The organism is Mycolicibacterium litorale (genome assembly GCF_010731695.1).
In the GTDB taxonomy this organism is placed as follows: Bacteria; Actinomycetota; Actinomycetes; order Mycobacteriales; family Mycobacteriaceae; genus Mycobacterium; species Mycobacterium litorale.
The window spans coordinates 2,626,006-2,646,256 of sequence record NZ_AP022586.1 but is presented as its reverse complement, the minus strand read 5'-3'; the positions used below and the strand labels follow the sequence as shown (position 1 = coordinate 2,646,256).

The following is a 20,251-nucleotide window of genomic DNA, read 5'->3' as shown; positions in this document are numbered from 1 at the left end:
CGGCCGTCCTATCGACACTGCCAGTCGGGGGCGCGCTTCTCGACGAACGCCCTCGGTCCCTCGAGCGCGTCCTCGGTGCGGACCACCCGCTCCCGGAACGCCTCGGCCAGGATCTCCGCTTCGTGCAGCGGGAGGTCGAGGGTCTTGTGGATGGCCAACCGGGTGCCACGGACGGCCAGGGGCGCGTTGGAGTTGACGATGTCGGCGATCTCGTGGGCGCGTTCGAGCAGGCGGTCGTGAGGGACGACCTCGGTGACCATGCCCAGCTCGTAGGCGCGCTGCGGGCTCATCCGTTCGTGTCTGCCGGTCAGGGCCATTCGCAGGGCCACGGTCCGCGGGAGAACCCTTGCCAGACGTACCATCTCGCGTGCGGCGACCAGGCCGATGCTCACGTGCGGGTCGAAGAACTGCGCGCGGTCCGACGCGATGACGATGTCGCAGGTGGTGACCCAGTCCAGTCCGGCGCCGCAGCACAACCCGTTGATCGCCGCGATCACGGGTTTGGCCATGCGGCGGAACGGGGGAGTGCCCTCCTGGGGTGCCTCCCACTGGTCGTAGGTCGACAGGTACGGGCGATCGTAGAGCACCTTGCCGTCACCGGGGATCTCCTTGACGTCGGCGCCGGTACAGAAGGCGCGTCCGGTGCCGGTGACGATGAGCAGCCAGACGTCGTCGTCGTTCTCCGCGGCCTCGTAGGCCGTGCGCAGTTCGGTGATCATGTGCGGGCTGAGCGCGTTGAGTGCTTCGGGCCGGTTCAGTGTGATCGTGGCCTTGTGGCCGTCGGCCTCGTACTTGATCGTGTCGAACGACATGGCTGACATCGTCTTCCCTTCACCGGCCGTGGAAATCGGGTGTGCGGCGCTCCCGGAACGCTGCCAGCCCTTCCTTGAAATCGGAGGTGCGGCAGGAAAGTTCGAGATTGAACAGCTCCTGGGTCATGGTCTGCTCCAAGGTGGTGTGCTGTCCGTGGTGAATGGCCTGTTTGGCCAGGCCCAGCGCCACCGTGGGGCCGGCCGCCAGCTGGGCCAGCAGCCCGTTCACCATCGCGTCGAGCTCGTCTCGTGGCACCGCCTGGTGGATCAGGCCCCAGTCGGCGGCGACGGCGGCGCCGACCTTCTCGCCGAGCAGCAGCATCCGCTTGGCGCGCGCGACGCCGATCAACCGGGGGAGCAACCACGAAGCCCCGGAATCCGGGCTGAAGCCGCGACAGGTGAACGGCTCCCAGAAGACCGCGTCCTCGGCGGCCACCGCGAAGTCGGCGACCAGCGCCAGATTGCAGCCGAGGCCCACCGCCCAGCCGCGGACACTGCACACCACAGGCAGATGGATGTGATGGACGAGTTCGACGACGCGGTGCGACGTGTGCGGGATGCGGCGCACCAGATCGGCCGTGCGCGGGCGCTCGTGTGTGCCCGCGTTGGTGGCCAGCCAGTCGGCGCCGGCGCAGAAATCGTCGCCGACCCCCGTGATGTGCAGCGCGCGCAGCGTGTCATCGGTGGCGGCTGCGGTCAGAGCCTCGATGAGCGCGTAGGTCATACTGTGCGTCAACGCATTTCGCCGTCCGGGACGGTCGAGGGTGAGGTGCAGCACCGCACCCTCGCGGTGGGTGCGTACCGAGCCGTCGTCGCTCACCGTTCGGTCGTCTCTCTCTCGGATTACGGTTGGCCATACAGTAGGCAATTCGATTGATATCCTGTACAAGTTAGCAAGTAATGCCGGTGCGCGGAACGGATCGGACCGACGAGAGGCGGCGGATGGACCAGCCCGTAGTCCGGTTCGGTGAACAGCCGCTGGCCCAGACGGTCGCCGCAGCCGCTGCACTCCGGCGCGTGACCGGTGTGCTGCTGGCGCTCGAGCACCCGCACCCCGCCGTCGACGAGATGACCGCCCGGCTGGCCACGTGGGAACGCGAACTGAGCGCGGTCGCGCCGGCCGACGCCGCACCCCGCGTCGGCGACGACCTCGGTGACGAGCGTCGGGTGTATCTCGATCACGCCTACGACTGCGGGGCGTTCAACCCCTGCTTCCCGGCCTACCGCCTCGACCACATCGACGGGACCGCAGCAGCGGGCCGGGTGAGCTTCCCGCTGCCCTACGAGGGTCCACCGGGGCTGGTCCACGGCGGTTTCCTGGCGGTGTTCTTCGACTGCGTCATCCAGCACCACAACTGCGCAACCGGGCTTTCCGGTAAAACCCGGTCACTGAACCTGACCTACCGCAGGCCCACGCCGTTACTGACGGAGCTGCGGTTCGAGATCGAGAGGACCACCGCCGAACGCGGGATCACGTCCATTGCACACCTACGCCTCGAGGACGAGCTGCTGTGCACGGGGGAGGCCACCACGGTGGCGCTGCCGCCCGAGCGGCTCGTCGGGGCGCGGTTCGGGGCGCGGCGGCCGCAGAGCCGACCGGCCACAGGGAAGGAACCAGCGCCATGACGGCGATCTCCGATGACCGTGTGCTCCTCGACGTCGACCGCGAGAAGCGGATCGCGACGATCACGCTCAACAACCCCGCGCAACGCAACTCCTATGACGCGGCGATGCGCGAGACGCTCGCGAGCCACCTCGACACCGTCGCCGAGGACGACGATCTGACCGTCGTGCTGTTGCGCGGCGCCGAAGGGGTGTTCAGCACCGGCGCCGACATGAACAACGCGTACGGCTGGTATGGCGGACAAGAGCACGGTGAGGCACCTGCCAGGACCCGGCCGAGCCAGCGCAGGCGGCTCGCCGTGGACCGCAAGTCGTTCGGCTTCTACCACGATCTGCTGGGTTTCCCGAAGGTGACGGTCGGCGAGATCAGCGGCTTCGCACTCGGCGGCGGTTTCGAGATGGCACTGATGACCGACATCTCGGTGATCGGCCGTGACACCAGGATCGGCATGCCCGCGACCCGCTTCCTCGGACCCGCGCTCGGCAGCCTGCACATGTTCTTCCATCGGCTCGGTCCGGTGCTGGCCCGCCGACTGCTGTTGACCGGCGACATCATCGAGGCAGGCGCTGTCGAGCACCTCGGGGTGTTCACCGAAACCTGTGCCGCCTCCGCCGTACCCGCCCGCGCGCGCTACTGGGCAGAGAAGGCCGCGAAGATGCCTGCCGACGGCGTCGTGATCGCCAAAGAGGCGTTCCGCCTGGTCGAGCAGAGCCAGGCCTATCAGGGCGAGGAGGTGGCCGGCTACCTGTTCCACGCCTACGGGACCAACCTGCAGTTCGCCCCCGGTGAGTTCAACTTCGTCAAGACCCGTGCCCAGCACGGAACGAGAGAGGCGTTCCGGCTGCGTGACGAGCACTTCCACGTGCCCGAACCCGACGTCGAGTGACCCCTGGCGGTAGTGCGGTCGCCTTACAACTGATACCGTTTCTGTAAACACCGCCAGTTTGCACCCGCCGCCGTGACGGCCTGACACACCGAGGTCGAGAACATGTCCACACCCGTCATCGTCGGCGCCGTTCGCACAGCCATCGGACGGTCCTTCAAGGGCACGCTGGTGAACACTCCGCCGGAAACGCTGATCACCACGGTGCTGCCCGAGGTCATCCGGCGCTCCGGGGTGGACCCCAACGCGATCGACGACATCATCTTCGCCGAATCCCACTACGGCGGAGGCGATCTCGCGCGCTACGCGGCGGACGCCACGGGTCTCCAGCATGTTCCCGGTCAGTCGGTCAACCGGCACTGCGCGGGCAGCCTCACCGCGATCGGCAACGCCGCGGCGCAGATCGGGTCCGGTATGGAGCGCGTGCTGGTGGCCGGAGGCGTGCAGTCGCTGTCGATGACGCCGCTGGTGAACTGGCGCATCCCCGGTCCCGAACTGAAGTTCGAGGAGCGCTGGATGCCACCCACCCACGTCGAGACCCCGGACGCGCCGACCCGTGACATGTCGATCACCGTCGGGTGGAATACCGCGCAGGCCGCGGGCATCACCCGAGAGGAGATGGACGCATGGGCGGCGCGGTCGCATCAGCGCGCGATCGCCGCGATGGACGCGGGGAAGTTCGTCGACGAGATCGTCCCGCTGAAGGTCGAACAGCCCGACGGCACGGTGGTCGACTTCAGCGTCGACGAGCATCCGCGCCGGGACACCACCGCGGAGAAGCTGGCCGGCCTCAAGGTGCTCCATCCCGAGATCGAGGGTTTCTCGATCACGGCGGGCAACAGCAGCGGAACCAACGACGCGGCGGCGGCCACCGTGCTCGTCGAGCGTGGGTACGCCGAGGCCGAGGGCCTGTCGGTGCTGGCGAAGGTGCGTGCGTGGGCGTCGGCGGGCGTGGCGCCGCGCGACACCGGGCTCGGCGCGGTCAAGGTCATCGGCAAGGTGCTGGACCGGGCCGGGCTCACCCCGGGCGACGTCGCGCTGTGGGAGATCAACGAGGCGTTCGCGTCGGTGCCCATCGCGGCGTGCCGTGAGTACGGCCTGGACGAGGAGAAGGTCAACTTCTCCGGAAGTGGTTGCAGTCTGGGCCATCCCATCGCGGCGTCCGGCGCTCGCATGGTCACCACGCTGGTCTACGAACTGCAGCGGCGGGGTGGCGGCATCGGTGTCGCCGCGATGTGCGCCGGTGGCGGCCAGGGCGGCGCGGTCGTCATCGAGGTGTAGCCGAGGTCTTCCGTCGTGCGGACGCCTTCTTCGCCGGCCTGCCCTCGTCGATGAGGCGGGCGGCGTGGTCGAGGATGCAGTTGAGCCCGTATTCGAAGTTCATCGTGTTGGGCACCCCGATGTGATGACCCTTGGCGCTCAGGGCCGCCATGAGCGGCATGGTCTCGGAGTCGATGGTGGCTGCTTCCCCGGCGCTGAAGTCCGGGCCGTCGAGCGATCGGGTCTTCTCGTACAGGCGCGCGAGCACCACCGACCCCCGGACGTGCACGGACACCGCGGAGTAAGTGTCGAATGCGTCCTCGGGGGACAGGCCCGCTTCGACGAGCCCGGCCACCGCGGCCTCCATCTGCTCGAGACCCAGCCGCAACGCCTTGGCGGACAGCGCTCCGCGGATCAGCACGAGATCACACAGAATGGGGCTGGTCATGAAGGTCTTGCGCATGTTGTGCGCGTGGCTGTGCAGCGACTCCCGCCAGTTCGCGGCGTCGACATAGGGTGACTCGAACACGATCTGCCGCAACGCCCGATCCGTCATCGCGTTGAGGAGGTCGTCCTTCTTGCGGAAATACCAGTAGATGCTCGTGACGCCGACGCCGAGATGCTTGCCGAGCAACGGCATGCTGAGGTTGTCGATCGACACCTCTTCGGCGAGTTCGAACGCGCCTTTGATGATGTCCTCGGGATTGATCGACCCGCGCTCACGGCGCGGCCGCTTCTGCGCGGTCGCTTGTTTGGCCACAGCGGGCACCTCCATCGACGTTCGACACCGAGTGTGGGAATTTACCGGCCGTGGCAGTGTGATCTGCGGCTCCACACCGGGGCCTCGGGCCGACCGTTGCCGTCGACCCTACCGGCCGGCTCGCCATCGAGCGTTGGCAGAAGCATCATCGGCACGCACCGCCCCTCAACAGTAAGCCATATAGTACGCTTTTCTGGCGATAGTCGGGCAGCGAAAGGCGAACGGGTGGCAGACGAGGTTCTCGTGGAGCGCCAGGGGCGCACACTGATCATCACCATCAACCGGCCGGAGGCCCGCAACGCGGTCAACTTCGCGGTCAGCAAGGGGCTGGCGGACGCGGTCGACGAACTCGACAGCGACACAAGCCTTTCCGTTGCCGTGCTGACCGGAGCGGGCGGCAACTTCTGCGCGGGGATGGACCTCAAGGCGTTCGCGGCGGGCGAGCGGGTCGACATCCCGGGGCGCGGAATCGGATTCACCGAGAAGCCGCCGCGCAAGCCGCTGATCTCCGCGGTCGAAGGGTATGCACTCGCGGGCGGCACCGAGGTCGTGCTGGCCACCGACCTCGTGGTGGCGTCGAGTGCGGCGAAGTTCGGCATTCCGGAGGTCAAGCGCGGACTGGTCGCCGCGGGCGGGGGCCTCCTGCGGCTGCCGCGGCGCATCCCGTACCAGAAGGCGCTCGAACTGGCCCTTACCGGTGAGAGCTTCTCCGCCGAACAGGGTGCGGCGTGGGGTTTCGTCAACAAGGTGACCGAACCGGGGCAGGCGCTGGCCGGCGCCATCGAACTCGCCGAACGCATCACCGCGAACGGTCCGCTGGCCGTGGCCGTGACCAAGGAGATCCTGGTCCGCTCCGCGGAGTGGAGCGAATCCGAGATGTGGTCGCGGCAAATGGAACTCATCATCCCGGTGTTCTCGTCGAACGACGCGAAAGAGGGTGCCATCGCGTTCGCGGAGAAGCGGGCACCGAATTGGACCGGTACCTGACCCGGTGGACCTCGGACTGGCCGGCGCGACCGCGGTGGTGGTCGGCGGAGGCCGCGGGATGGGTCTGGCCACCGCCCGGTGCCTCGCCGAGGACGGCGCGAAGGTGGCGGTGGTGGGCCGCACGGCGGAGGCGCTGTCCCGCGCCGCGGCCGAACTCACCGGCTGCGGAAGTCCTGACGCCATCGGCATCGTCGCCGACGTGCGCGACGGTGAGCAGGTGGACAGCGCGTTCGCCGAGCTGGCGCAGCGGTGGGGGGACGCGCTGAACGTCCTGGTCAACACCGTTGGACCGGACGTCCGCGGGGATTTCGAGTCACTCACCGACGACCAATGGCGAACCGCGGTCGAAGACGGTGTGCTGGGCATGGTGCGGTGCGTGCGATCGGCACTCCCGTTGTTGCGCAACGCATCGTGGGCCCGCATCGTCAACTTCTCCGCCCAGTCGACGCAGCGCCAGAGCGCCACATTGCCCGCCTACACGGCGGCGAAGGCGATGGTCACCAGTGTGTCGAAGAACCTGTCGCTGTCGCTGGCCGCCGACGAGATCCTGGTCAACGTCGTGTCGCCGGGCAGCATCGCCTCGGAAGCGCTCACCGGATGGGCGGAGGCGATCGGCGTGGACGGCAGCGATCCGTACCGGCTGATGGACGCCATCACCGAACACTTCGGGCATCCCGCGCACCTGCCGCGGGCCGGTCTGCCGTCGGAGATCGGCCCCGTCGCGGCGTTCCTTGCCTCCCGGCGCAACTCGTACATGACGGGGGCGAACATCAACGTCGACGGCGGCAGCGACTTCACCTGAGCAGCAACCGCTTTCGCCTGCGCAAACAGCCGCGCTCCGGGTATTGCGGAAGCCGCTACCGATAGTTATACAGTATGAGTACCTGCTGGCGGGATTCGTGCTGACGAGGAGCTGATGCGGTGGAGGCCGTCCTCTACGAGGTCACCCCGGCGGGCGTCGCCGTGGTCACGTTGAACCGTCCCGAACGGCTCAACGCCTGGGGTGGTGACATCTCGTCGGGGTTCTACGCGGCGATGGACCGTGCCGAAACGGACCCCGCGGTGCGCGCGATCGTGCTCACCGGCAGCGGCCGGGCGTTCTGCGCAGGCGCACACCTGGGTTCGATGTCGGGCATCGGCGACTCGCTGGGTAACGGGGACGGAGAGGCGCCGGACGTCAGCAAGATCGTCGGGGAGCGGCATCCGCACTTCCTGACGGCGCTGCGCAAGCCGGTCATCGCGGCGATCAACGGCGCCTGTGTCGGGATCGGCCTCACTCACGCACTCATGTGCGACGTCCGGTTCGCCGCCGACGGCGCGAAGTTCGCGACCGCCTTCGCGCGGCGCGGCCTGATCGCCGAGTACGGGATCTCGTGGATCCTGCCGCGGCTCGTCGGGTTCGGCGCCGCCATGGATCTGCTGCTGACCGGGCGGACGTTCTACGCCGACGAGGCGGCGCACCTCGGGCTGGTCAAGGACGTCGTCGCGCCGGATCTGCTCATGGCCCGCGCCATGGAATACGCCGAAGACATCGCCGCGCACTGCTCGCCGGCCTCACTGGCGATCATCAAGGCACAGACCTACGGCGACGCCGAACGCGACGTCGTCGACGCCAGCGCCAGAGCGGAGAAACTGATGGGCGAATCGCTGCTGCGTCCCGACGTCGTCGAGGGAATCGTGAGCTTCCTCGAGAAACGGCCGCCGAACTTCCCGGTATTGCAGGAGGAACTCCGATGACGCTCGACTACATGGCGATCGACGTCGACAACCACTACTACGAACCGCTCGACGCGTTCACGCGCCACCTGCCCAAGGAGTTCAAACGCCGTGGGGTCCAGATGGTCCAAGACGGTAAGCGCACGCTCGCGGTGATGGGTGGGGTCGTCAACCACTTCATCCCCAACCCGACGTTCGATCCGATCATCGAGCCGGGCTGCCTGGATCTGCTGTTCCGCGGCGAGATCCCCGAGGGCGTCGACCCGGCGTCGTTGATGAAAGTCGACCGGCTCAGCGATCACCCGGAGTATCAGCACCGCGACGCCCGGGTGAAGATCCTCGACAAGCAGAACCTCGAGACCGTGTTCATGCTCCCGACCTTTGCCTGCGGCGTCGAGGAGGCGCTCAAACACGACATCGAGGCGACCATGGCCTCGGTGCACGCGTTCAATCTGTGGCTCGACGAGGACTGGGGTTTCGACCGCCCCGACCACAGGTTCCTGTCCGCGCCGATCATCTCGCTGGCCGACCCCGCCAAGGCGATCGACGAGGTCGAGTTCGTGCTCGCGCGCGGCGCCAAGATCGTCTGCGTGCGGCCGGCACCGGTGCCCGGGCTGGTCAAACCGCGGTCGCTCGGGGACCCCGCACACGATCCGGTGTGGGCCCGCCTGGCCGAAGCCGGTGTGCCGGTGATCTTCCACCTGTCCGACAGCGGATACCTCGCGATCGCGGCGCTGTGGGGCGGCAAGGCGACGTTCGAGGGGTTCGGCAAGAAGGATCCGCTCGAGCAGGTGCTGCTGGACGACCGCGCCATTCACGATGCGATGGCGTCGATGATCGTCCACCAGGTGTTCACCAGGCACCCGAAGCTGAAGGTGGCCAGCATCGAGAACGGCTCCTACTTCGTCTATCGGCTGATCAAGCGGTTGAAGAAGTCCGCCAACACCGCGCCGTACCACTACACGGAAGACCCGGTCGAGCAGCTCAAGAACAACGTCTGGATCGCGCCCTATTACGAGGACGACGTGAAACTGCTCGCCGAGACCATCGGGGTGGACCGGATCCTGTTCGGCTCGGACTGGCCGCACGGCGAGGGGCTGGCCGACCCGATGGCCTTCACCGCGGACATCCCGCAGTTCCCGGAATTCAGTGCCGAGGACACCCGGAAAGTGATGCGGGACAACGCACTGGACCTGATCGGCGTCAACGTCGCGGCGCGCTGATGAGCGAGTGGACCATCGGCGCAGTGCTCGACGCCATCGCCGAGGCCGTCCCCGATCGCCTGATGACGGTGTGCGGGCAGCGCCGAAGCACCTTCGCCGACACCGCCGACCGCAGCCGCCGGCTGGCCCACTTCCTCGCCGGGCGAGGCCTCGGCGCCCACCGCGAGCGCCACGCCCTGGCCAACTGGGAATGCGGCCAGGACCGCGTAGCGCTGATCATGCACAACGATCTCTATCCCGACATGGTGATCGGCTGCCTGAAAGCCCGCACGGTGCCGGTGAACGTGAACTTCCACTACACGCCGCGGGAAGTGCTCGACCTCCTCGAGTACGTGAAACCGGCGGCGGTCATCTACCACCGCTCACTGGGAGCGAAGTTCGCCGACGTGTTGCCTGCCGACGCGCTCTGGCTCTCGGTCGACGACAGCAGCGCGGTCCCCGAACTGCCCTCGGCGGTCACACTGGCAGATGCCCTGTCGGAAAGCGTGGTCCCACAGACCATCGCGCCGTCTCCCGACGACCTGGTGATGATGTGCACCGGCGGGACCACCGGCCGCCCCAAAGGTGTGTTGTGGCGGCAGTGCGACACCTACGTCGTATCGATGAACGGTGCGGACCACTCCGACGCCACCAAGATCGCGGAGAAGGTCCGCCATGCCGGTCCGCCCTGGTTCGCGGTGTCCCCGCTGATGCACGCGGCGGGCATGTGGACCGCGTTCGCCGGAGTGCTCAGCGGGCAGACCGTGGTGCTCTACGACAACCGGACCGCGTTCGATCCGAAGACGGTGTGGGAGACTGTCGAACGGGAGAAGGTCGGGCTGATGACCATGGTCGGCGACGCCTACGCCGGCCCGCTCGTCGCGGAACTGCATCGCAACTCCTACGATCTCTCGTCGCTGTTCGCCGTCGCGACCGGGGGTGCGGCGACCAATCCGCGCCATCAGCAGGCGTTGCTGGACATGCTCCCGGGCATCACCCTGGTCAACGGGTACGGATCGTCGGAGACCGGCAACGTCGGATTCGGCCGCAGCCGGCGCGGCGACACCAAGGACACTTTCGAACTGCGTGACGGGGCGCTCGTGCTCGCCGAGGACTACAGCCGATTCCTGCACCCGGGGGAGCAGGAACTCGGCTGGGTCGCCCGCACCGGGCGGATTCCGTTGGGCTACTTCGACGATCCGGAAGGCACACGCAGGACCTTCCCGGACGTGGACGGCAGGCGAGTGGTGATCTCCGGGGACCGCGGCGCCCTGGCAGACGACGGGACACTGCGGCTGTTCGGTCGTGACTCGCTGGTGGTGAACACCGGCGGGGAGAAAGTGTTCGTCGAGGAGGTCGAAGAGGTCGTGCGCGCCTACCCCGGCGTGGCCGATGCGCTGGTCGTGGGCCGTCCGAGCCAGCGTTGGGGCGAAGAGGTCGTCGCGCTGATCGCATTCGCCGACACCGCAACCGGCGTCGCCGACGAGCGTCTGCACGCACACTGCGCCGGGCGTCTGGCGGGATTCAAGGTTCCCAAGGAGTTCGTCGTGGTAGATCAGGTGCGGCGGCTGGGCAACGGCAAGGCCGACTACCGTTGGGCCAAACGCGCGGCACGGCGGGAGGTGACGCCGGCGTGACACCCACCGGGACCATCGACTGTCTGGTCAACGTCCATTTCGGCGAGACCGAGCAGCAGCCGTCGTGGATGCTGAAAGTGCGCGACGACTACTTCAAGGGACCGCAGTCCATGTTCGCGCCGGTCGACCTGTCCGAACTGCTCGACGAGATGGACGAACAGGGCGTGGCCACGGCGATCCTGATGGACAACCTCACCAGACCGTCGGTCACCGCACGCAAATTCGTCGACGCCCGCCCCGACCGGTTCGCGTTGGCAATGGGTGGGGTCGACCTGCTGCGACCGATTCCCGCCTTGCGGGACCTGGCGGCCGTCGCCCGCGATCTGCCGGTCGTCTACGCCGTGGTGGGGCCGAGTTTCTGGGGCGACGGACAGTACCCGCCCAGCGATGCCGTCTACTACCCGCTCTACACCAAGTGCGCCGAACTCGGTCTGCCCCTGTGTGTCAACACCGGCCTGCCGGGCCCACCCATCCCGGGGGAGGTGCAGAACCCGATCCACCTCGACCGGGTCTGCGTGCGGTTCCCGGAACTCAAACTGTGCATGATCCACGGCGCCGACCCGTGGTGGGATGTCGCGATCCGATTGCTAATGAAGTACCGCAACCTGCGATTGATGACATCGGCCTGGTCGCCGAAACGGTTGCCGGACAGCCTGTTGCACTACATGCGTACGCGCGGGCCGGACAAGGTCATCTTCGGCTCGGACTGGCCGGTGTTACGCATGCGCCGGGTGGTGCCCGAAGCGGCCGCCCTGGACCTGCCGGCCGGGGTGCTCGAGAAGTACCTGCGCACCAACGCCCAGGAGTTCTTCTTCTCCGGACAGGAGCTGTGATGGACCGCTACGAACTGCGCAGGCTCGACTACAGCCTCTCCGAGGACCACGTCGACCTGCAGACCGCCTACCGGCAGTTCTTCAAGACCCACTGCCCGATCGAAACCGTCCGCGCCGCAGAAGCATCCGGGTTCGACAAGAGCCTGTGGGAACGCCTGTGCGCGATGGGTGCGACCACCATGGCGTTGCCCGAGTCGGCGGGCGGCGACGGGGCGACGCTGGTCGACCTCACGCTGGTGGCCGAGGAGATCGGCCGCAGCCTCGCCCCGGTTCCGTGGATCGAGCACGTGGTGGCCGCACGCCTGCTCGCCGCGCTCGGCGGGCTGGACTCCGGGATTGTCGGCGGGGAGCAGATCGCGGCACTCGATCTGCGGCTCGACGCCGCCCCGGGCGTACGGCTCATCGCCGGTGGATCGATCGCCGATCACCTCCTCGTGCGCGAGGAAGACAAGGTGGTGCGCTTGGGTTTCGGCACCCGGCCCGCGCGCGTGGACAACATCGGCAAGCTGCCGATGGCGTGGGTGGATCCGGCCGCGGCCGACAGTCGCACCGTGCTGGGCGCGGGCGCGGAGGCGGCGGCCGCCTATGACCGCGCGCTGACAGAGTGGCGGCTGCTCACCGCTGCCGCACTGGTCGGACTGGTCGAGGAGACGATGACCATCGCCGCCGAGTTCGCCAAGACCCGCTACACGCTCGGGGTGCCGATCTCCACGCTGCAGGGAATTTCGCACCCGCTGGCCAACATCGCGATCGTCGTGCAGGGCGGCCGCAACCTCGTGCGGCGAGCCGCGTGGTTCCTCGACAACGAACCCGAGGAGCGGCCGGAGCTGGCGCCGTCGGCGTTCGTGTTCATGGCCGAGGAGGCCGCGAAGGCCGCCACCATGGCCGTGCACGTTCAGGGTGGTCTCGGAGTGTCCGCGGAAGCCGCCGCGACGGCGTATCTCGTGCGGGCGCGGGGCTGGCCGCTGGCCGGCGGTGACCCGGGCCTTGCCGCGCAGCGCATCGCGGCGATCGTCGCCGATCGCGAGAGCCGCGCGGGACGGAGCAGCTAGATGGATTTCTCCCGCATCGAACTGTCCGACGAGGACCGGCGGTTCCACGACGAGGTCCGGGCGCTGCTGGGTGACCTCGTGACCGAAGAGGTCAAACGGCGCGACCGCGAAACCGGCGACAACTTCGACGAGGGCGTCCATCTTGCCCTCGGGGCGGCCGGATACCTCGAACGCGAGTGGAAGGCCGAAGCCGACGGCGGATTCAGCCGGGTCCGGCGACGCATCTGGGAGCAGGAGAAGCGCCGATTCCACGTGCCGTGGGTGACGTGGGGGACGACGGCGATGGTGGCGCGGTCGGTGGACAAGTTCGCCACTGCTGAGGTGCGCGACGAGGTGCTGCCGCGGGTGTTCAGCGGACACGTCCGGCTCTGCCTCGGCTACACCGAACCCGAAGGCGGATCGGACATCGCGACGTGCAAGACACGGGCGGTGCGCGACGGGGATCAGTGGATCATCAACGGCGCCAAGATGTTCACGACCGGGGCGCACAACTGCCAGTACGTTTTCCTGATCACCAACACCGACCCGACCGCGCCCAAACACCAGAGCCTGACGATGTTCCTGGTCCCGCTCGACACGCCAGGGATCGAGATTCAGGGCATCCGTACCGTCGACGGCGACCGCACCAACATCGTCTACTACAGCGACGTGCGGGTCGACGACCGCTACCGCCTCGGCGAGGTCAACGGTGGCTGGACGGTGCTGCGCGAACCGCTCAACGCCGAACACGGCGCGGTCGCCGCCGCCGATGACGGTCTGGCCGACGTCTCGATCATGATGCACCAGGCCGGGTTCATGGCCGACGCGCTGGACCGCGTGGCCGGCAGGGTCGGCGAATCGGGTCCCGACGGCCGCAGGCTGTTGGACGACCGGTCGGTCGCCTATCGGTTGGGACGCAGCGCCGCCCGTATGGAGGCCGCGCTGAGCGCCCCGAGCATCTTCGGGCGCGTGGCCATCGCGCAGACGATGCGCGACATCTCGCCGGACCTGATGGACATCCTCGGGGTGGCCTCGTCGCTGCCGGTCGGCACCGACGGCGCGGCCGACGACGGTGGCACGGAATACGTGTACCGCTTCGCGCCGCTGGTGGGCATCTACGGCGGCACCCTGGAGGTGTTCCGCAACATGATCGCCCAGTACGCACTCGGGCTGGGCAAGCCGAATTACTCGCCGCCGGTCAAGAAGGCGTCCTGACGGTTTCCACGGCCGTGTGCGCCGAGACTACGGTTGTTGACCGAATTCGCGTGAAATCCGTCAGGAACCGTAGTCTCGCGGGCGCTCGGCATGGCGCACCTTGCCGTCACCGCGTCACCGCGTCACCACCGTCGCCGCCGCGGTGCCCGGGGCGCCGTAGAGCTGGGCGAACCCGACACGGGGCGTCCCCGACACCTGCCGGTCACCCGCTTCCCCCCGCAACTGCCGCACCAGCTCGTGGATCTGACGCAGCCCCGACGCGCCGATCGGCTCACCGTTGGCGATCAATCCGCCGTCGGTGTTGACCGGCAACCGGCCCCCGATCTCGGTGTCGCCGTCGGCCAGCATCTTCTCCTGCTCACCGTGCGCGCAGAACCCGCATTCGGCCATGTGGATGAGCTCAGCGCCGGCGTCGGTGTCCTGCAACTGGACGACGTCGACGTCATCGGGAGCGATGCCGGCCTTCTCGAACGCCGCCCTGGCGGCGTACACGGTGGGCGCCACGTCCTCCTCGACGGGTGCGAAAGTCGTATTGACCTCGTAGGCGCCGTAACGCCGGGTACGCACCTCCACCGCCCGCACATACACCGGCTTGGTGGTGTAGCGGTGAGCGATGTCGGCGTTGCACATCACCACCGCGGCGGCGCCCTCGTCGGGCGCGCAGAACATGTACTGCGTCAGCGGATAGTTCAGCATCGCCGAACCGAGGATCTGCTCCTCGGACATCGGGGTGCGCCGGAACGCGTTCGGATTCATGGCGCCGTTGCGGAAGTTCTTGGCGGCCACCTTCGCCAGCGTCGCCGGTGAGATCTGGTGGTCGTGCAGGTACCGGTTGGCCTTCATTCCGAAGAACTGCGTGGTCAGGTACTGGCCGTTCTCGGCGTACCAGGACGGCATCCCGACCAGTGCCGGATCCTCGGTGAACGCACCGCGCGGATGTTTGTCGAGCCCGATGGCGATGCCGATGTCGTAGTCGCCCAGGCGGATTCCATCCGCGCACGTCTTGAGTGCGCTCGCCGCGGTGGCGCACGCGTTGAACACGTTGGTGAACGGAATCCCCGACAGGCCCACCATGGCGACGATCGCGTCCGGGTTGGCGACGGTCCAGCTGCCTCCGGTGGCGAACTGGATGTCGCGCCACTCGACACCGGCGTCCGCGACGGCGGCGAAGATGGCGTCGACGCCCATCTGCATCGCGGACTTGCCCTCGAACCGGCCGAACGGGTGCAGGCCAACGCCGATGATGGCGACGTCATTCATCGTGCATCCTCCGTGATCCCGCCTAGGCGATGGCGCCGGCGTCCTTGAGCTCTTCGATGCGGTCCCAGTCCATGCCGATCTCCATCAGCACCAGCTCGGTGTGTTCGCCCGCCTGCGGCGCACGCGTGGTCTCAAGCGGTTCGTGGTTGAACTGCACGGGACCGCGAACCACCCTGAACGGCTTACCGCCATCGGCGGCCTCGACCTCGACGATCATGTCGTTGGCGACGGCCTGCTCGTCAGTGGCAAGGTCCAGGAATCCCTGGAACGGCGCCCACTGGCCCTTCATCGTCTTCAGGTGCTGGCGCCAATACTCGAACGGCTTGCTGCGAATCGAGTCTCTGATGAGTTCGACGGCGGCCGCCGCGTTCTCGATCAGCGGCATCACATCGCAGAACCGCGGGTCATCGGCCAACTCCGGAAGCCCGAGGTGCTCGAACGCGTCGCGGATGTAGCCGGTCGGGCTGACGATGCACAGGTTGATCGTCCCGCCGTCCGACGTCAGATAGTTGGCCATGAACGGGTTCACGCTCGGACCCGCGGCATCCGGCATCAGCGATCGCATCGCCTCGCCGGTTTCCATGCCTTGTGTCATGCTCGCCCCACCTGCCCACCAGGCCGTGCTCAGCAGCGACACGTCGAGTTCGACCGCCTCACCGGTGCGCTCCCGGTGAAACAGTGCGGCCGAGATCCCGCCCGCGATGTTCATCCCGCCGATCGAGTCGCCGAACGCCGGAATGCCCTGGCACAGCGCGCCGCCGATCTCCTCGGGCGTCAAAGCATGTCCCACTCCGCTGCGCGTCCAGAAGGCGGTGCCGTCGAAACCGCCGACGTCACGCTCGGGCCCCTTGTCGCCGTAGGCGCTGCCGCGGGCGTAGATGATGTCGGGGCTGACCGCACGGATGTGTTGGAGGTCGAACTTGTTCTTCTGCCGTTGAGCCGGCAGGTAATTGGTGAGGAAGACATCGGCGGTCTTGGCGAGCTCGTAGAGGACTTCCTGTCCCTCCGGCTTCGAGACGTCGATGCCGACGCTGCGCTTACCGCGGTTGGGGTGTTCGATCAGCGGATGCCGGGCGGGGTCGAGTTGGAATCCGCCCATGTTGATGAAGCCGCGCTGGGTGTCGCCGCGCACGGGGTGCTCCACCTTGATGACGTCGGCGCCCCAGTCGGCGAGGATGGCGCCCGCGGCGGGAACGAAGGTGAACTGTGCGACCTCCAGGACGCGCACGCCCTCCATCACCTTGATCACCGAGTGCTCCTCACTTGCTCGACGGCGGGGACGGCGGCTCCGAGTTGCGATACTGTAATAGTTACAGTTGCCCGCACGCTTGCGATCATATAGGAGGTCCGGTGAAAGGAGGTCTTCGGTCCGGTGCTCGTGGTCCGCGGATACCGCCGGCCGGCCGAGGCGGTGGACCACATCAACCGGCGGCCCCCACCGCTGGTGGCGTACTGGTACGGACCCGACGACACGCAGTTCCGCACCTTCGTGCGCACCACCCGCAGTGGCGGGGTCGCGCGCAACGACTTCGCCGCGCAGATGATCCCGTCCGCCGCGCCGTTCGGCGGCGTCGGGCGCAGCGGGATGGGCGCCTACCACGGCAAGGCGGGTTTCGACACGTTCAGCCATCACCGATCGGTGGTCGGCAGCGACCTGCCGTTCAGCATCACCGGACGCGCGGCGATGCCGTTCACCGGGCCCATGCGCCTGGGTGCCGACCTCGCGCTGCGCCGGGCCCGTTCCCGCACCCGCCACCGGCTCGGCCGAACACCGAAGAGGTTGACATGACCCTGTCCACAGTGGTTTTCGATCCGTTCTCCGAAGAGTTCTTCAACGGGCCGTACGAGACGTACCGGCGGATGCGGGAAGAAGCCCCGGTGTACTACAGCGACGAATACGACTTCTACGCGCTGAGCCGCCACGCCGACGTGGCCGCCGCCTTCAAGGACTTCGCGACCTACTCGTCGGCCCGCGGAGTCGATCTTGCCATGGTGCGCAACGAGTCTCCGCCGCCGCACAAGTCGATCATCATGATGGACCCACCGGAACACCGGCACATGCGCAGCCTGCTCAACAAGGTGTTCACCCCCCGAGCCGTTCAGTCGCTGCGACCGATGGTCGAGGAGGTGATCGACGACTGCCTGTCCGCGGTCGATCCCGGGGGATTCGACCTGGTGCAGGACTTCTCGGCCTTGTTCCCGATCGAGATCATCAGCCGAATGATCGGGGTGCCCGCCGAGCACCGTCAGCAGATGCGGATGTGGGTCGACGATTTCCTGCATCGTGAACCCGGTGAGGTCGAGATGGGCGAACGGGGCATCCAGGCCGGCACCGAGATGGCGGTCTTCCTCTACCGCTTGACCAAGGAACGGCGGCGCGACCTCGGGAACGACCTGCTGAGCAGGCTCATCACCGCCGAGATCGAGCGCGAGAACGGTGAACACGGCCCGCTGGACAACATCGAGATCACCCAGTTCGCCATGCTGCTGGGCGGCGCAGGTGCGGAGACCGTGACCAAGCTGATCGGCAACGCCGCAGTGGTCTTCGCGCGCAACCCGGAACAGTGGCGCACGCTGCTCGACGACCGCAGCAAGATCCCCGCCGCGGTCGAGGAGCTACTGCGCTACGAAGCTCCGGCGCAGTACAACGTCCGCTGTTCGCGCACGGACGTCACCCTGCACGGGGTGACGATTCCGGCGGGCAAGCCGGTCTTCCTGATCGGTGGGTCGGCCAACCGCGATGCCGAGGCGTGGACCGATCCGGACACCTTCGACATCGACCGTGACCGCACACAGGCGCAGAACCTCGGCTTCGGCTACGGCATCCACAGCTGTCTGGGCGCGGCACTGGCGCGGATGGAAAGCGCCGTCGCACTGGAGAAGATGGCCGACTTCATGCCGCGGTACGAGGTCTCCTTCCAGCGGTGCCGACGGGTCAACATGCAGAACGTCGCCGGCTGGCAGCACGTCCCGGTGCGCGTGCTGCCCTAGCCGTTGACCGCCTGTTCGCGGGCCCACCGGTAGTCGGCCTTGCCTGCCGGACTGCGCTGGATGGTCTTGCGGAACACCACCGCCTTGGGCAGTTTGTAGCGCGCGATGGTGGCGGCCGCGTGCTCGATCAACTCCTTCGCGCCGACCCGGGCGCCCTCGGCGAGGGCGACCACCGCCACAACCTGCTGGCCCCAGCGGTCGTCGGGCCGCCCGGCGACCAGGACATCCTCGACTGCCGGATGGGAGGCCAGGGCGATCTCGACCTCCTCGGCGAAGATCTTCTCGCCCCCGGAGTTGATGGTCACCGAATCGCGGCCCAGCAGTTCGATCACACCGCCCTCGAGGTGGCGGGCCAGATCGCCCGGCACCGCGTACCGGACGCCATCGACGACGGGGAAGGTCGTGGCGGTCTTGGCGGCGTCTCCCTTGTACCCCAACGGAACATAGCCGCGCTGGGCCAGCCAGCCGAGCCCGTCGTGGCCGGACGGCAGCACGGTGCTGAAATCCTCGGCGAGCACGCACGTGTCGGGGCCCGCGTTGAACGTCCCGGTCGCGACCGTGCCGCTCATCGACAGGTGGGTCATCTGCGCACCGGTCTCCGATGACCCCACACCATCGACGATCATCACATTCGGCAGCAGACCGATGACGCGTTGTTTGGTCGTCGGGGTGAGGAACGCACCCCCGTTGGCGATGACCGCCAGCGACGACACGTCGGTTTCGCCACGCGCGAGGGATTTCTCGAGGGCATCGGCCAGCGGCCGGACCATCGCGTCGCCCACGACCGTCACCACCGCCGCCTTCTCCCGCTCGATCGTGCGCAGGACGTCCTGCGGGTCCAGCCGGTCGGCAACTGGGGTGAACACCACCGTCTGGCCGGTGGTCAGCGCGGTCATCACCGCCCACTGGGCAGCCCCGTGCATCAGCGGCGGCAGGATCAGCAGTGTGGTGCCCGGGTTGGCCGCCGCACGCTCGGCGATGCCGTCGAGTGAGGAGACCGTGTCACCGCCGTAGAGCGAGCGGCCGCCGAATGCGGTCATGAAGATGTCGTGCTGGCGCCACAATACCCCCTTGGGCATCCCGGTGGTACCTCCGGTGTAGAGGACGTAGAGATCGTCGGGGGAGGGGTGGACCGGCGGCGGCGCCGAGGGGCCATCTTCGGCGATCGACTCGTAATCGACTGCGCCCGGCAGCAGTTCGTGACCGGAGCCGTCGGCGATCTGGATCAGGGTGCGCAAGCGAGGCAGATCCGGCAGCACCTCGGCGAGGCGCGGCGCGAATGTCGCGTGATAGAGCAACGCGGTGGCGCCGGCATCGTCGAGTAGGTATCGCAGCTCGTCACGGACGTAGCGGTAGTTGACGTTGAAGGGGGCCACACGCGCGCGGAAGGCGCCGAGGAGCCCCTCCACGTATGCGCTGCCGTTGTGGGCGTAGATGCCGAGCAGATCCTGTCCGGTCTCGTGGCCGCGCAGCTCCGATCGTTCGGTGTGGCAACCCAATCCGGCGCCGTGCAGGAACGACGCCAGACGATTCGACCGCGCGACGGTGTCGGCGAAGGTGAGGCGTCGCGCGCCCTGCACCACGTATTCGCGGTCGGGTAGCGCCGCGGCCACCACGTCGGCGACCTCGGGCACGGTGAATTGCATCGAACCTCCTGCATCCAACTCCGCGAGGCGGACCCTCATACCGAGGCGGGCACGTCGTAGAACTGCTTGGCCCACTCGCGCATCGCCATATAGGGTTTCGCGTCGATCTTCGCCAGCGCGGGGCGCTCCACGTAGCGCTGATACCGCCAGATGTCCAGATCGTCCCAAACGGTGCGCAGGAACTGTTTCTCCACCCGCGCGCGCACGTCCTCGGGCGGGGCGTCGGAGGAGTCCCCGGCGACCTTCGGCCACCAGATCGAATAGAACATGTCGGACACTTCGTCGTCGACAGGGGTGCAGGCGAAGATCAGTCGATGGTTCGAGGAGCCCTCGAAGACGCTGACCGCGAAGCCGAGCCCGGAGAAGTGGCTGTGGATCAACATACCGCACCCAT

The 20,251-nt window shown here is 67.7% G+C and carries 18 protein-coding genes and 2 pseudogenes; 13 read left to right on the top strand and 7 right to left on the bottom strand.

Features of this window, described 5'->3' with window-relative positions; genetic code table 11:
- Positions 1 to 8: 8 nt before the first annotated feature.
- Complete coding sequence (locus tag G6N30_RS12525; RefSeq protein WP_179965585.1) at positions 9 to 821, bottom strand: enoyl-CoA hydratase/isomerase family protein; 813 nt, start codon at positions 819 to 821, stop codon at positions 9 to 11.
- A gap of 10 nt (positions 822 to 831) precedes the next feature.
- Positions 832 to 1,632, bottom strand: coding sequence for an enoyl-CoA hydratase-related protein (locus tag G6N30_RS12520; protein WP_134053219.1), 801 nt, complete (start codon positions 1,630 to 1,632; stop codon positions 832 to 834).
- A gap of 122 nt (positions 1,633 to 1,754) precedes the next feature.
- Between G6N30_RS12520 and G6N30_RS12515 the strand changes: the two genes are divergently transcribed.
- From G6N30_RS12515 to G6N30_RS12505, 3 genes are all read left to right on the top strand, one after another.
- The gene (locus G6N30_RS12515; RefSeq protein WP_134053217.1) at positions 1,755 to 2,438 is read left to right on the top strand and encodes a hotdog family protein; all 684 of its coding nucleotides are present in this window, start codon (positions 1,755 to 1,757) and stop codon (positions 2,436 to 2,438) included.
- A complete protein-coding gene (locus tag G6N30_RS12510; protein WP_134053215.1) occupies positions 2,435 to 3,322 on the top strand; it encodes an enoyl-CoA hydratase/isomerase family protein in 888 nt (295 codons plus the stop codon). Before G6N30_RS12515 ends, G6N30_RS12510 begins: the two co-directional genes overlap by 4 nt.
- 102 nt (positions 3,323 to 3,424) lie before the next feature.
- Positions 3,425 to 4,600 (top strand): thiolase family protein, encoded by a 1,176-nt coding sequence (locus G6N30_RS12505; RefSeq protein ID WP_134053213.1) that lies wholly within the window; start codon positions 3,425 to 3,427, stop codon positions 4,598 to 4,600.
- On the opposite strand, the gene G6N30_RS12500 is transcribed toward G6N30_RS12505, so the two are convergent.
- The gene (locus tag G6N30_RS12500) at positions 4,587 to 5,354 is read right to left on the bottom strand and encodes a TetR/AcrR family transcriptional regulator (protein ID WP_179965584.1); all 768 of its coding nucleotides are present in this window, start codon (positions 5,352 to 5,354) and stop codon (positions 4,587 to 4,589) included. The two genes, G6N30_RS12505 and G6N30_RS12500, sit on opposite strands and share 14 nt — an antisense overlap.
- A 210-nt stretch (positions 5,355 to 5,564) precedes the next feature.
- On the opposite strand from G6N30_RS12500, the gene G6N30_RS12495 reads away from it, so the two are divergent.
- The 8 genes from G6N30_RS12495 (at position 5,565) to G6N30_RS12460 (ending at position 13,960) form a co-directional block, all read left to right on the top strand.
- Positions 5,565 to 6,326 carry a crotonase/enoyl-CoA hydratase family protein gene (locus tag G6N30_RS12495; RefSeq protein WP_134053209.1) on the top strand — a complete coding sequence of 254 codons (762 nt, stop codon included), beginning with the start codon at positions 5,565 to 5,567 and terminating at the stop codon, positions 6,324 to 6,326.
- A 4-nt stretch (positions 6,327 to 6,330) separates the two neighbouring features.
- Positions 6,331 to 7,128 (top strand): SDR family NAD(P)-dependent oxidoreductase, encoded by a 798-nt coding sequence (locus tag G6N30_RS12490; RefSeq protein ID WP_134053207.1) that lies wholly within the window; start codon positions 6,331 to 6,333, stop codon positions 7,126 to 7,128.
- Between the two features lie 119 nt (positions 7,129 to 7,247).
- The gene (locus G6N30_RS12485; protein ID WP_134053205.1) at positions 7,248 to 8,063 is read left to right on the top strand and encodes an enoyl-CoA hydratase; all 816 of its coding nucleotides are present in this window, start codon (positions 7,248 to 7,250) and stop codon (positions 8,061 to 8,063) included.
- The gene (locus G6N30_RS12480) at positions 8,060 to 9,265 is read left to right on the top strand and encodes an amidohydrolase family protein (RefSeq protein ID WP_134053203.1); all 1,206 of its coding nucleotides are present in this window, start codon (positions 8,060 to 8,062) and stop codon (positions 9,263 to 9,265) included. Before G6N30_RS12485 ends, G6N30_RS12480 begins: the two co-directional genes overlap by 4 nt.
- Positions 9,265 to 10,881: an acyl-CoA synthetase gene (locus G6N30_RS12475; RefSeq protein WP_134053201.1), complete on the top strand. Its 1,617-nt coding sequence runs from the start codon at positions 9,265 to 9,267 to the stop codon at positions 10,879 to 10,881. The genes G6N30_RS12480 and G6N30_RS12475 overlap by 1 nt, the downstream gene beginning before the upstream one ends.
- A complete protein-coding gene (locus G6N30_RS12470; protein ID WP_134053199.1) occupies positions 10,878 to 11,714 on the top strand; it encodes an amidohydrolase family protein in 837 nt (278 codons plus the stop codon). The genes G6N30_RS12475 and G6N30_RS12470 overlap by 4 nt, the downstream gene beginning before the upstream one ends.
- Positions 11,714 to 12,766: an acyl-CoA dehydrogenase family protein gene (locus G6N30_RS12465; RefSeq protein ID WP_134053197.1), complete on the top strand. Its 1,053-nt coding sequence runs from the start codon at positions 11,714 to 11,716 to the stop codon at positions 12,764 to 12,766. The genes G6N30_RS12470 and G6N30_RS12465 overlap by 1 nt, the downstream gene beginning before the upstream one ends.
- Positions 12,767 to 13,960, top strand: a complete 1,194-nt coding sequence (locus G6N30_RS12460; protein WP_134053195.1) for an acyl-CoA dehydrogenase family protein — start codon at positions 12,767 to 12,769, stop codon at positions 13,958 to 13,960.
- 114 nt (positions 13,961 to 14,074) lie between these two features.
- On the opposite strand, the gene G6N30_RS12455 is transcribed toward G6N30_RS12460, so the two are convergent.
- Together G6N30_RS12455 and G6N30_RS12450 are read right to left on the bottom strand one after the other, a co-directional pair.
- On the bottom strand, positions 14,075 to 15,220 hold the full coding sequence (locus G6N30_RS12455) for a thiolase family protein (protein WP_134053193.1): 1,146 nt from the start codon (positions 15,218 to 15,220) through the stop codon (positions 14,075 to 14,077).
- Between the two features lie 22 nt (positions 15,221 to 15,242).
- Positions 15,243 to 16,457, bottom strand: a complete 1,215-nt coding sequence (locus G6N30_RS12450) for a CaiB/BaiF CoA transferase family protein (RefSeq protein ID WP_134055219.1) — start codon at positions 16,455 to 16,457, stop codon at positions 15,243 to 15,245.
- 117 nt (positions 16,458 to 16,574) lie between these two features.
- Here G6N30_RS12450 and G6N30_RS12445 point away from each other — a divergent pair.
- Positions 16,575 to 17,009, top strand: a pseudogene (locus tag G6N30_RS12445) (aldehyde dehydrogenase family protein); the annotation flags it as partial.
- Complete coding sequence (locus G6N30_RS12440) at positions 17,006 to 18,211, top strand: cytochrome P450 (RefSeq protein ID WP_134053189.1); 1,206 nt, start codon at positions 17,006 to 17,008, stop codon at positions 18,209 to 18,211. The pseudogene G6N30_RS12445 and the gene G6N30_RS12440, both read left to right, overlap by 4 nt.
- Here G6N30_RS12440 and G6N30_RS12435 read toward each other — a convergent pair.
- Both G6N30_RS12435 and G6N30_RS12430 read right to left on the bottom strand, forming a co-directional pair.
- Positions 18,208 to 19,857, bottom strand: coding sequence for a medium-chain acyl-CoA ligase Mig (locus G6N30_RS12435; protein WP_134053187.1), 1,650 nt, complete (start codon positions 19,855 to 19,857; stop codon positions 18,208 to 18,210). The genes G6N30_RS12440 and G6N30_RS12435 overlap by 4 nt on opposite strands.
- Positions 19,858 to 19,892: 35 nt before the next feature.
- A pseudogene (locus G6N30_RS12430) lies at positions 19,893 to 20,237 on the bottom strand (Rieske (2Fe-2S) protein); the annotation flags it as partial.
- Between the last annotated feature and the right edge of the window lie 14 nt (positions 20,238 to 20,251).

Excerpts from the sequence above, each read along its gene's own strand:
- G6N30_RS12525 (WP_179965585.1), bottom strand. The coding sequence starts at position 821 with ATGTCAGCCATGTCGTTCGACACGATCAAGTACGAGGCCGACGGCCAC.
- G6N30_RS12515 (WP_134053217.1), top strand. The coding sequence starts at position 1,755 with ATGGACCAGCCCGTAGTCCGGTTCGGTGAACAGCCGCTGGCCCAGACG.
- G6N30_RS12510 (WP_134053215.1), top strand. The coding sequence starts at position 2,435 with ATGACGGCGATCTCCGATGACCGTGTGCTCCTCGACGTCGACCGCGAG.
- G6N30_RS12505 (WP_134053213.1), top strand. The coding sequence starts at position 3,425 with ATGTCCACACCCGTCATCGTCGGCGCCGTTCGCACAGCCATCGGACGG.
- G6N30_RS12500 (WP_179965584.1), bottom strand. The coding sequence starts at position 5,354 with ATGGAGGTGCCCGCTGTGGCCAAACAAGCGACCGCGCAGAAGCGGCCG.
- G6N30_RS12480 (WP_134053203.1), top strand. The coding sequence starts at position 8,060 with ATGACGCTCGACTACATGGCGATCGACGTCGACAACCACTACTACGAA.
- G6N30_RS12475 (WP_134053201.1), top strand. The coding sequence starts at position 9,265 with ATGAGCGAGTGGACCATCGGCGCAGTGCTCGACGCCATCGCCGAGGCC.
- G6N30_RS12465 (WP_134053197.1), top strand. The coding sequence starts at position 11,714 with ATGGACCGCTACGAACTGCGCAGGCTCGACTACAGCCTCTCCGAGGAC.
- G6N30_RS12460 (WP_134053195.1), top strand. The coding sequence starts at position 12,767 with ATGGATTTCTCCCGCATCGAACTGTCCGACGAGGACCGGCGGTTCCAC.
- G6N30_RS12455 (WP_134053193.1), bottom strand. The coding sequence starts at position 15,220 with ATGAATGACGTCGCCATCATCGGCGTTGGCCTGCACCCGTTCGGCCGG.
- G6N30_RS12450 (WP_134055219.1), bottom strand. The coding sequence starts at position 16,457 with ATGGAGGGCGTGCGCGTCCTGGAGGTCGCACAGTTCACCTTCGTTCCC.
- G6N30_RS12440 (WP_134053189.1), top strand. The coding sequence starts at position 17,006 with ATGACCCTGTCCACAGTGGTTTTCGATCCGTTCTCCGAAGAGTTCTTC.
- G6N30_RS12435 (WP_134053187.1), bottom strand. The coding sequence starts at position 19,857 with ATGCAATTCACCGTGCCCGAGGTCGCCGACGTGGTGGCCGCGGCGCTA.